This window comes from Pseudanabaena sp. 'Roaring Creek' (assembly GCF_001402795.1).
Taxonomy (GTDB): Bacteria; Cyanobacteriota; Cyanobacteriia; order Pseudanabaenales; family Pseudanabaenaceae; genus Pseudanabaena.
The window spans coordinates 1-2,980 of record NZ_LIRE01000370.1 but is presented as its reverse complement, the minus strand read 5'-3'; the positions used below and the strand labels follow the sequence as shown (position 1 = coordinate 2,980).

Below are 2,980 nucleotides of genomic sequence, written 5' to 3'. Positions count from 1 at the left end.
CGAATACTGTTCATGTTTTTTATGCCGATGTTTCTACCCCTTCTGAGATCGAGTCTGCGGACTATACCTTTACTAATTACATAGGGAGTATTTCGGGCTGGTATGCCTTGGGCAATTTAAATAATTTGGTATTCTCCCAAGGGCGAGGGGCTTTTATCTTTGCCGCAGCATTGGGGGAAATCGATCCAGATTTAATAACTTCTACTCTCGACGCATCGTTCTATACGGGTTCCAATACAGCCTCTAGATTTGAGGTAAGGTCATCTCCTTACAATATTTTTGCTAACAATGACAGTGAGTTTTTAAATACCAAAATTGGGAACCAATATCTATGGATTCCCAGCTATAGCCATAAGTCTGGCAGTAATCAAATATCAGTAAGCGATGTGCGTTTGTCATTGACAGTGCGGAATGCTTAATAGGAATAAACAGAGAGAGGCGATCGCTAAATTAGCGATCGCCTTTTTTTGAGTTAGGCGCGATGGGCGATCGCGATCGCATAATTCAAAAGGCGATCGCTTTAGTTTCTGATAGCAATGCGTAAGCAAGCGTTAGGCTATACTTTTTATTGCTACGATCGCATTATTTGATTACCAAAACTATCATTTGCAGCAATTGGCAATTATGGATCTTGAACTTCTCTCGAAATTTCAACAAATTTATAAAGACTTAGATCTGTTCCCGCTAGTTGATGCAGAGGATATCGAAAAATTTCGGGTGGACTATGGGCTAGAGGTCAAGGTTAGGCTGAAGCGCGAAATTGAGGCATCTGAAAAAAATGGCAAGTTTATTTTTGCGGGGCATCGTGGTTGCGGTAAGTCTACGCTGTTGAAACGATTAGCAAATGAAATGGCGGATCGCCATCATGTAGTATTTTTCTCGATCGCCAATTTGATCGAAATGACGGCAGTGACACATACGAATATTTTGTATGCGATCGCTTTGTTGATGCTCAGTCATGCTAAAACTTTAGGAATAGATGTAGCGGAAGATATTAGCGAAACTATTTTAGGTTGGAATACCACTGTACATAAGCAATCAAAAAGTGAAGAGACTAAAGGGGGAGTGGGTTTCGATCTTAAATTTCTGGAGGTATTTTCTGCAAAACTACAACAGGAAAAAAGTTTTCGTGATGGGATAGAGACCACCTTTGCTAAAAAGATTTCCGATCTAGTGGGCAAAATAGATCGCCTTGCGGCGGCGATTCAGTTAAAGACGCGAAAGCCTGTAATTGTAATCATTGACGATCTTGATAAGTTGGATTTGCCATTAGTCGAAGCGATTTATCGAAACAATATCAAGGCTTTATTTTCACCGCAAATTCGGATAGTCTTTACGATTCCTGTTTCGGCAATTCAAGAGCCAGAGGTAATGGGTTCGCTCAATTCAGAGGGTGTGGTGCGTCCGCATCTGTTTCCTGTGACTAAATTTTTCCCAAAAGACGATCGCCATAATCCAGAAGTGAAGCCAATTGCTAAAAATCTGAATATATTCCTAAAAGTATTAGATAAACGTATTCCTGAAGGATTAATTGAGGCGCGAACTGCCCATGAGATGGTGTTAAAGAGTGGTGGTGTGATGCGGGAATTAGTGCGGATTGCGCGGGAATGCTGTACGGAATGTATGGTGCAAATCGAGATCGAACCAGAGCGTGAAAATATTGTAATCAATGAAGAGATTCTCAATGCTGCCTTACAAAATTTGCGCCATGATTTTACGCGGCAAATTGGCAGTAGTCTTTACCATTTGTTGAAAGAGATATATGAAACTTCGGTACCTGAGGATTCTAGTAATGAAGATTTTGTCAAACTGTTGCATGGTTTGATGGTATTGGAGTATGAGAATGCTTCGCTGTGGTATGACGTGCATCCGATTGTGGTGGATTTGCTGAAACAGAAAAAACTGATCGAGGCTTAGATCTTACGATGGAAAAAGATTCCAGTCAAAATCAACGGAATTTGCGGCGTTTGTTGATGTCAGTTCAAGCTAGCTATGGCAGGCTGAATTTGTTGATTGCGATTTGTGATAATCGGAGATATCGCGATGAGTTGATTGGTAGTTATGAGAAGGAATTGACTGCTAAGGGTACAAGTTGTCATCGTGTCAGAATAGATCGCCAGCAACCTAGTTTGAAGCAATGCTTAAAGGATTTGGTATCACAGGAACCTGTGTTAATGTCAGTTGGGAAACCTGCGATCGTGACAGTTTTGGGTACAGATGAACTTTTGGGGATTCGCCTCAATGAACTAAAATCTGCTCAAGAACAATTTTTCTTTTCGGCGCAATGGACAAGGGAAGGATTGCGAGATTTTAAATTTCCGATTGTAATTTGGTTAACGCCTGAGATCGCAACATCTCTATCACAACAAGCTCCTGATTTTTGGAGTTGGCGAGGCGGTGTGTTTGAATTTTCGCAATCTATTTCTGTCCCAATTAATTTTTCATCTGCAACATATGAACTCAGCAATCAAGTGGAATCCGCTCAAGAAAATTTTACTAATGCCAATCCTGTGGATCTACAAAAGCAAATCGACAATCTGCTGTCCCAAGATCCTGATTCACCTCTATTAGCTAGTCTTTACAATAGTTTGGCTGATGCCTATGTAAACAACATTCAATACAATCAAGCCGAATATGCCTATCGTAAAGCCTTAGATTTATACGAGCGCCAACTAGGCGAGCGCCATCCCAATGTCGCCACCATTATCAATAACCTCGCATTCAAGAAATTTTAGGCGAGCGCCATCCCGATGTCGCCTCCAGTATCAACAACCTCGCAGCGCTGTACTATTCGCAAGGGAGATATAAAGAAGCAGAACCACTGTATAAACAAGCCATTGCACTGATGCAAGAAATTTTAGGCGAGCGCCATCCCAATGTCGCCACCAGTATCAATAACCTCGCAGGGCTGTACGAATCGCAAGGGAGATATGAAGAAGCAGAACCACTGTATAAACAAGCCCTTGCCCTGAGACAAGAA

The 2,980-nt window shown here is 41.5% G+C and carries 5 protein-coding genes; 4 read left to right on the top strand and 1 reads right to left on the bottom strand.

Going from position 1 to position 2,980, the window contains the following annotated elements:
* Positions 1–419 (top strand): hypothetical protein (locus AC805_RS26275; protein WP_197278713.1); only part of this gene is annotated, 419 nt, incomplete at its 5' end.
* Here AC805_RS26275 and AC805_RS25620 read toward each other — a convergent pair.
* A complete protein-coding gene (locus AC805_RS25620) occupies positions 396–548 on the bottom strand; it encodes a hypothetical protein (RefSeq protein WP_156341399.1) in 153 nt (50 codons plus the stop codon). The genes AC805_RS26275 and AC805_RS25620 overlap by 24 nt on opposite strands.
* A 76-nt stretch (positions 549–624) precedes the next feature.
* Here AC805_RS25620 and AC805_RS12530 point away from each other — a divergent pair, with 76 nt between their 5' ends.
* From AC805_RS12530 to AC805_RS27370, 3 genes are all read left to right on the top strand, one after another.
* Positions 625–1,917, top strand: coding sequence for an ATP-binding protein (locus tag AC805_RS12530; protein WP_055075748.1), 1,293 nt, complete (start codon positions 625–627; stop codon positions 1,915–1,917).
* Between the two features lie 8 nt (positions 1,918–1,925).
* Complete coding sequence (locus tag AC805_RS12525; RefSeq protein ID WP_055075747.1) at positions 1,926–2,735, top strand: tetratricopeptide repeat protein; 810 nt, start codon at positions 1,926–1,928, stop codon at positions 2,733–2,735.
* The coding region (locus AC805_RS27370) for a tetratricopeptide repeat protein (protein ID WP_197278714.1) at positions 2,720–2,980 on the top strand (261 nt) is incomplete at its 3' end. The genes AC805_RS12525 and AC805_RS27370, both read left to right, overlap by 16 nt.

Coding starts and splice junctions, on each gene's coding strand:
- AC805_RS12530 (WP_055075748.1), top strand. CDS start 625: ATGGATCTTGAACTTCTCTCGAAATTTCAACAAATTTATAAAGACTTA.
- AC805_RS12525 (WP_055075747.1), top strand. CDS start 1,926: ATGGAAAAAGATTCCAGTCAAAATCAACGGAATTTGCGGCGTTTGTTG.